11 protein-coding genes are annotated in these 7,509 nt (G+C 38.0%); 4 read left to right on the top strand and 7 right to left on the bottom strand.

The annotated features are described in order from the left end of the window. From QVP90_RS03205 to QVP90_RS03190, 4 genes are all read left to right on the top strand, one after another. A partial coding sequence (locus QVP90_RS03205) for a helix-turn-helix domain-containing protein (protein ID WP_288203895.1) occupies positions 1-421 on the top strand: 421 nt, incomplete at its 5' end. Positions 422-903: 482 nt separating this feature from the next. Then, complete coding sequence (locus QVP90_RS03200; protein WP_021935630.1) at positions 904-1,536, top strand: RteC domain-containing protein; 633 nt, start codon at positions 904-906, stop codon at positions 1,534-1,536. Positions 1,537-2,146: 610 nt separating this feature from the next. After that, positions 2,147-2,311: a helix-turn-helix domain-containing protein gene (locus QVP90_RS03195; protein ID WP_038610719.1), complete on the top strand. Its 165-nt coding sequence runs from the start codon at positions 2,147-2,149 to the stop codon at positions 2,309-2,311. A 3-nt stretch (positions 2,312-2,314) separates the two neighbouring features. Then, entirely contained in the window at positions 2,315-2,617 is a 303-nt protein-coding gene (locus QVP90_RS03190; protein ID WP_021935627.1) for a helix-turn-helix domain-containing protein, read from the top strand. Between the two features lie 63 nt (positions 2,618-2,680). Here QVP90_RS03190 and QVP90_RS03185 read toward each other — a convergent pair whose 3' ends face one another. From QVP90_RS03185 to QVP90_RS03155, 7 genes are all read right to left on the bottom strand, one after another. Next, the gene (locus tag QVP90_RS03185) at positions 2,681-3,910 is read right to left on the bottom strand and encodes a site-specific integrase (RefSeq protein WP_021935626.1); all 1,230 of its coding nucleotides are present in this window, start codon (positions 3,908-3,910) and stop codon (positions 2,681-2,683) included. Between the two features lie 442 nt (positions 3,911-4,352). Next, positions 4,353-5,261 carry an Rpn family recombination-promoting nuclease/putative transposase gene (locus QVP90_RS03180; RefSeq protein WP_021935625.1) on the bottom strand — a complete coding sequence of 303 codons (909 nt, stop codon included), beginning with the start codon at positions 5,259-5,261 and terminating at the stop codon, positions 4,353-4,355. A gap of 94 nt (positions 5,262-5,355) precedes the next feature. Continuing rightward, positions 5,356-5,625 (bottom strand): hypothetical protein, encoded by a 270-nt coding sequence (locus tag QVP90_RS03175; protein WP_005926679.1) that lies wholly within the window; start codon positions 5,623-5,625, stop codon positions 5,356-5,358. 65 nt (positions 5,626-5,690) lie between these two features. Further along, positions 5,691-5,951 (bottom strand): hypothetical protein, encoded by a 261-nt coding sequence (locus tag QVP90_RS03170; protein ID WP_021935624.1) that lies wholly within the window; start codon positions 5,949-5,951, stop codon positions 5,691-5,693. A gap of 285 nt (positions 5,952-6,236) precedes the next feature. Next, positions 6,237-6,704 carry a hypothetical protein gene (locus tag QVP90_RS03165; RefSeq protein ID WP_005926673.1) on the bottom strand — a complete coding sequence of 156 codons (468 nt, stop codon included), beginning with the start codon at positions 6,702-6,704 and terminating at the stop codon, positions 6,237-6,239. Between the two features lie 84 nt (positions 6,705-6,788). Continuing rightward, entirely contained in the window at positions 6,789-7,148 is a 360-nt protein-coding gene (locus QVP90_RS03160) for a DUF6984 family protein (protein WP_005926670.1), read from the bottom strand. A 68-nt stretch (positions 7,149-7,216) separates the two neighbouring features. Next, positions 7,217-7,509 (bottom strand): hypothetical protein (locus tag QVP90_RS03155; RefSeq protein ID WP_288203888.1); only part of this gene is annotated, 293 nt, incomplete at its 5' end.

Below are 7,509 nucleotides of genomic sequence, written 5' to 3'. Positions count from 1 at the left end.
GTTTTGGGAAGAATTGATGGGAAGCCTGCTTACGGCGCACATCCTCGACCTTTATGATATTCATGCACGCAGTCAGAATAACGTGCAGGTATCGGAACACATAACCTCGTTGCTTCGGAAATTCATAGAACTGTTATATAACGGCGAATATATCCGAAACCGAGATCTCGATTTTTATGCTTCCCGGCTTTGCATTACTCCTCATTACCTGTCGGAAATATGCAAAAAGGTAAGCGGTAAATCTGCTACTTATTGGATCGACCGTTTTACTCTTCAAGAAATCACTCGTTTACTGAGACAAAAAGAGCTTTCCTTAACAGCAATTTCCGAGTATCTGAATTTCTCGTCTATATCCTATTTAAGTCGTTATGTACAAAAACGGATAAAAGTGACACCTTCAGAATACAGGAATAATTTTTAATTCAAGAATAATAAGATACAGATAATACAGGATATCATTTAGAATAAAGTGCTATATAACATTGTTTTATATATAAATATACCGTAGTCGGTATTTGTGTAATACGACATTGCACATAATACAAATTTACCCCATTTTTTCTTCTGAAAAGAGAAAAATGAGTATTTTATTATGAACTCAATAAATAATCGCACTTTATCTGTTATTAATATTCCATCTCCACTTGAATGAAAACAGATTACCGAGTGTACGATTAATTTTCGGGAAATATTATCCAGTTTTGATTTGATATAACATGATATGTGTCAGCATGATAATGCGAATCAAAAATATAGTCATACCGACCTCGTTTTTAGTTACCCATATAACCAATAATTTTGTAAAAGATAAAAATGAAGAAATATATGAGTTAGTACTTGCTTGATGCATTTTATGATGATTTAGTAGGAGTTGATAGTTTATAAAACCTAAAATGTAATGCGATGAAAACATTAACAAACGCCCTCCTTTTCAATCTGTTTACCTCCTACTTGGAGGATATGGTACAAGTGGCGGAAGAATTGCCTGCCGCTTATGATAATTTTGTAACTCTGCTTGGAGAACTTCCACAAAATGAGAATCAAATATTGAAGCTACGTCGCTTGAATTATACCAAAATAGAATTAGTCTCTATGCAAATAGCATCAGAGCAAATGTTAGGGAAAAGACATGTTTTGTACGATGTGTTTATCGGTAAGGCATTATCTCTTCTCGATGCAGAGATAGAAATGGTTAAAGAGTTATTCAGATATGGGAATATTATCCCCGAATTGAAATCAGAAATAATAAAGGATGCAGAAAATAAATCTGTTGTCATGTTGACTTGGAACGGTACAGACAATGATTTGATTGAACTGGTGGCTGCGTTGATGGCTGCCGGTACAATAAGTTCGAGAAATGGAGACAAACTGACTGTGATAAGTGTAATTCGGGCTTTTGAGGATATGTTTCATCTGAAAATAAATGCACTATATACCAAACGGGGAAAAGTGTTTGACCGTTGTACAGATACTACTCCTTTTATTGATTCCTTGCGTGTAAGTTATAACCGGATGCTGGAGAAACGGTTAATTTAAAAGTCATATGCCAACGGACGCCAAAGCCCGACTCGAATTCCCGCTTTATTGTGGGTTGTCAGATGACGTATTTTCTTTGCAAACATTAAGTTATGCAAAAAGAATCAAGTTATGGAGCTATTGAAAGATTGGGCAGGCCGTTGGTTGCATCACCGGACCAGTCGAAGCGGGTAACTTACCCGTTTCGGCAGACAATAAGAATCAGCGTATGTCTGCTGTGGCAACGGATAAGAATACACTTTTCTTTCCGGGTTGTAAAAAGGGGTGAAAACACGCACCATCTACTTGTGGTATATGGTAAACTGTTTCTTCAGCTTCAGTAAAAAAGTGGAAGCATGGAGGGGGCAAGCTTTTCTTCATGCCATTTACTTTAGCGTTGTGGCAATGCACGACAAAATCCGACATTGATTCCGCACATTTGTTTTTACCGGAGAGTATGACTTATTTTGCCGGAGAAAACATCAAAATGTATAAACTAAAAACATCATGTATGGAACTGACTATTATTGAAACAAGCGCGTATCTGGAAATGAGGAAACAGTTCAGTCTGCTGGCGGTACAGTTGGAAGACTTCCGTAAAAAGGTTGCCTCACCCGCACCGGATAAATGATTGGACGCACAAGAGGTATGTCTGGCTCTGAAAATATCGAAGAGATGCCTGCAAAATTACAGGGACAACGGCCTTATCCCTTATTCAAACATAGGCGGGAAATTCTTCTATCGGGAAACGGATATTCAGGAGATATTGAGTGAAGGACTTGTAAAAAGGAAATAGGCTATGGCAGACATTATCACAAAGGATTCGGAAGAGTTCAAGGAACTGACCGGATGGATAAGGAGAGCGGGTAAGGCGGTTGAAGAAGCCACGGCAAGAATACGTCCCACGATTGCGGATGAGCATTACCTGACTGGAGATGACGTGTGCGAGAGGCTGCACATCTCACGGCGGACACTGCAAACCTTGCGTGATGAGAACATGGTGTCCTATACTACCATCGGTGGAAAGATTCTTTATCCCGAAAGCGGACTGTATGAGGTGTTAAAAAAGAACTACCGGGATTTCCGAAGGTTCAGGAAATAAAGAAAAGACAAAAGGAATGTCCCTCCGGCCTGCCCGCTGAAAGGGCATTCCTTTTGGTCGGTATTAGACGGCCAGTTTGTAAACATGGCCTATCTTCTCGCAAAGTTTGTCGGTATCTTCGCCCACTTTCGGATTGATAAGCTCGGCATATACCTGCGTGGAAAGGATGGAGTTATGTCCTAATACCTTTTGCAGGGTTTCCAACGGCATCCCTTTGAGAATGGCCAGAACTGCGAATGTATGACGTCCGATATGCGGGGTGACTTCGGTATGGCAATCGCACTTCTTGCCGATGATTCTGAGGCTGAGTAACATCGTGTTGTATTCGCCTACGGGGAAAACACTATCGGGGGAATCCTTCTTCTCGTCCACACCCCTGTATTTCTCAATAAGCTCAACGGCTATGGGCAATAACTTCACGACATAGGCCACTCCGGTTTTTATACGGTTGCCCATCAGCCATGTGCCTCCGTCGGAATCGGTATGGATGTTGTCGTAAGTAATGGCTTTGAGGTCGGCATATGCAAGACCGGTAAAACACATGAAGAGAAACATGTCCCGCATGGCACGCTGGCGTTTGTATTTCAGATCCACGTGGATGATTCTCTGTAATTCCTCTTCAGTAAGAAAAGACCTTTTCTTGTATTCCGGCTTGCACTCGAAGGATGTGAAAGGATGAACTCTCAACCACCCCTTTTCCTGTGCGATGTACATCAGCCATTTCAGGGTATTGACACGGTTGAAAGCGGTGGCATTCGCATTGCCTGCCGTGCCGAGCATCCATGTGTAATAATCCTCAATGAACGACTTTTCAAGCTCGTCAATAGCTATATCCTCAATGTTCTTTTTGGTTTTCATGAAAAGCAAAAGGCTTTTGTAGTCGGCAACCAATCCACGGTAGGTGCTTTCCGCCTTTCCTTTGCCTATCTTTTCTTTATACGATTCAATCTGTTCTCTGAAGAGCACCATAAGAGTATGGCATTCCTCTGCGAAACCTGCATAGCGGTTATATACTTTCTTGGCCGTAACAAAACTGTCATGGTCGCAGATGTACTGATAGTGCTTCGTTATCTGCGCCTTGATGTTGTCAAGTTCTTGATTCAGCGTGCGTGCTTCCTCGGACTTGCCTTTCGCACAGTTGGCTTTTACGTCCCATAAGGAAAGGGACACCGTTCTTTTACTGCTGAAACCCGCTTGGGTTCCATTGACTGTGATGCGTCCCATAATCGGGGCCTTACCATTTTTTACTGACTGGTTCTTGGTGTAGAACAATACTTTGAATGTGCTTCGCATAACTCAACTTTTTTTAGTTACAAATTTACTTTCTGTTGAGTTATCTGATACTATGCAAAAACGAGCAACAGATTGAAATATAATATATTATACTCCTTTTTATAGCATATTTGGCGGAGTTACGATTTGGTAACCTAACTCCTTTCCAAATCTGCTTTTTTTTGCTTTCCTTTTGCCTCCCTGCTAAAAAAATGTTTTATAACTATTTGATTTCTAACAGGGTTGCGTTATCTTTGCACATCTTTCAAAAATACTTGTTTTCAACAACGAGCAACGGAGTGTTTCTTACTGAGAAGCAAATAGAATATTCATAAGATGTGACAACTAATAAAGGTATAATAATAAAAACATTTATTAGTTGTAATGAAAAATGAAACGTGTTAGCAAAAAGAGGTTTTTTCTTTTTGCTAACACGTCTATGATAGAGCGGGCTACACTGGTCTTATAAATTCTCTATTTCTTCTACGGATAATCCGGTTCCCTGGACAATCATTTCTGTGGAAAGTCCCATCTTTTTTAAGTTACGGGCTACTTCGATCTGGCTTAGCTTTTTGCCTTCCTGCAATCCTCCCTGCAATCCTTCCGCATGTCCTTCCGCACGTCCTTCCTGCAATCCTTCCAGTTTAGCTCCGTCCAGCACATCATTCTGAATCATGATAGCATTCAGATGTTCGTCATAGGCATGCCGTTCTTCCGCGGTCATATTATAATAAATGAGTTTCTGTCTGGCTTCTGCAAGTCCCGGTGCTACGGTGTCCGGCCGTATTCTTCCGGTTTTCAAGTATTCTATCCATTCTTCGAGTGGGGTGACAGCGGCTTTGTCGAATTCGTTTACGCGAATTAGAAAATATTCGGGAAATACTTCGGCGGGTAACTTGGTCACTATGGCATCCCTCTCTTTGGTGGTGACCAATAGCTGATCACCGGTATGTACACCTAAAAACGTGTTTTGCCCATGATACAGGTAATCTTCTCCCCTGCCAATATCAAAATAGAGAATGCTGACGGAATATATCTTCTTCACTTCATAATAGCGTTCTCCGAGTGAGATATGCTCGGTAATTGCTTTCGCCACTCCATAAAGGATGCGTTCGAGATAATACAATTCACGAGTGTTTTGTATTTCCACAATGATGATTTCTCCTTTGCTGTTCTTCGCCTTGATGTCTGCACGGTTGAACTTGTCATCAGCAGTCAGTTGATTGTTTTCACTTTCGAGGATTTCCACTATTTTCACCTCTTCATTCAGCAGTACCGTCAGCAGCCCTTCGAGTACCCCAAAATTGGCTTTCTGGCGCAACAGTCGTTTAATTGCCCAGTCAAATCGGATATAGCGGTCCATTGTTTCCATAATCATCGTTTTTTATGTATCACAAAGATAGGTTTTTCTATTCGAAGTAACGCAGAAGTTCGTGTGAAATGTTTCTGTGTGGGTATTATAATTTTTACTTCTTATGATTTTGATAGATTTCAATCAGGCTATTACAAATTTTTTGTAAGTCATAAAGGTGATTTTTATTGTTTGAATTATAATCAAGACCCATTTCATTCATAAGAACATTTTCCAAATATTCCATCAATTCTTGCCGATTTGGAAGCAAATGGAGAATCATAGGGATGTATCCTTTGTATTCGTCCGTTGCTATGTTTTCGCCAACTCCAATAGGATCCCATTTTGCTAAAATATGATTTATGTCTTCCGAAACTTTATCCATAAGCTATTTTCACATTCTATAAATTGCTTAACTATTATGCAGGCTTAGGTACAATTGTAGATATGTTATAAATTCACTCGATATTTAGTTCCATCCATTGATAAGGAGATTCCTTCTCTCTCATTCTCAGAAAGATTGGCAATGGTAGATTCTATCTCTTTGGTTCGTTGAATGATAGTAAAATCAATAGTCCTAAAAGAAAAACTTCCTTCTAAAAAATTAATTCTACAAGCGTATTCTTTAGTACCTTTGGACAAAACTGATATATTGTGAGGTACTTGTTCTGAAATTATTTCCATACTATCAATGATTAAAGTCGTATTCATGACGATGTCTATATTTACATCCCATACATTGGAAAATACAAAAGTGCATGGGGATATATGTAAAAACGATATGTTCCATTTTGTAGCTTCCATGAAACGATCCAATCTACATCCATCAATAATTTGTGGCTTTCAGAAAGGATTCCCCAAGCATAGACTTTACAGTCATGTAAATTCAATTCTTTGAAATCTAGATATTCACACATAGCTTTCTTTTTTAGATAATCCGTTTTGGGTGGTATTGGGTATACATCTTTTCTTTAATATAAGCATGAGGAGTTGGTATTATATAATCTTATGTAGTTCGAAATGTGTATTTTCAATACGGAAAACTCTTTCCATATTGTTATTGTCCAACACAAGAACATATTTAAACGGAGGTGCTACAGTGTAAAAACCTGCTCTAAATCCTACAAACTTTTCAAATGAAAAGATGGAATTATTAATTTTTTCATTTGTTAATAGATCTGTTCCGTGATGAATGAATACTGAAAGATAGTGAGTTGCGGCTATATTGATATCGGTTATTCTACTGCTTATACCATTAAAATCTGCTCCATCTCCATAAACTTCCAGGTATTCGTTTAATGGCAGAATTTTTCTCTCAACCAATAATTCCCAATTTGCCTGCATCCAATCATTTATTGAATCTTCATTTGATGTATAAGTTCTTTCCGATAACAATGGAATAACATAGTTCCAACTTGCATTTAAGAAATCGGAAAAAGATTTGATTATTTCGTTGGCATTCATGGGTATTGATTATTTAAATGAGCAATTGAGAATAAAAATTCATCAGTAGCGAGTGTCTTTTATCGAAACCGCCTACTTCTCGCTTTATTTTTTCGGTATTTGGTTTGAATATTCAACATCCTCAAAATGAGAAGGAATCATCTCCAATTTACTAAAATCAACTTTCCATATATCTAATTCGAAAAGTTCGTTATCTTTATCTAAATATAAAGAGGCTATTACTGGCACTCCATCAATATCTTTAAATTGGCATTCGCTAACTTGCACCCCAAAATGGCGTTCTTTGTTGAGCGTATTGTGTGGGAACAGTGTTAAACTCCCCATTTTTCCATCATGTAAAGGAGATACTAATAAATCATTTTTCCAATTAGAAGGAATCTTTATATTTGAACGCGAAATCAACTCTTCCAAAAGTTTTTCTTCTTGCAGGTTTAATTCTCTCATATGGTTTGATATTACGAATTTGTTTTATATTATATCTTGATTTACTGTATAAGCTAATATTTTTTTGTCTAAAAAGCGTCAATCAACATGTCTAAGATTTCACCTTCTTTTGTCAATTTGTAATGCCTGTCAAATCCTTTTCTTTGTAATTGCAAATTTGCCCAATCTCTTATTTGATCAGCTATATCATCATTAACTTCAATCAAATAGACATTCTCTTTTTTATCGATTCTCAATTTTAGCATTAAACAGGTATTGCCTTTTATGAAATTATCATATAAATAGTTCATCTGATTTTGATTCAATCTAATTCTCATTTTTTGCTTCTTGAAGTTACGAAAAGAGTGTAATTTATTGGAAA

The organism is Bacteroides sp. CAG:189, from assembly GCF_000432295.1.
Classification (GTDB): domain Bacteria; phylum Bacteroidota; class Bacteroidia; order Bacteroidales; family Bacteroidaceae; genus Bacteroides; species Bacteroides salyersiae.
This window is presented reverse-complemented; position numbering and strand designations above follow the sequence as displayed.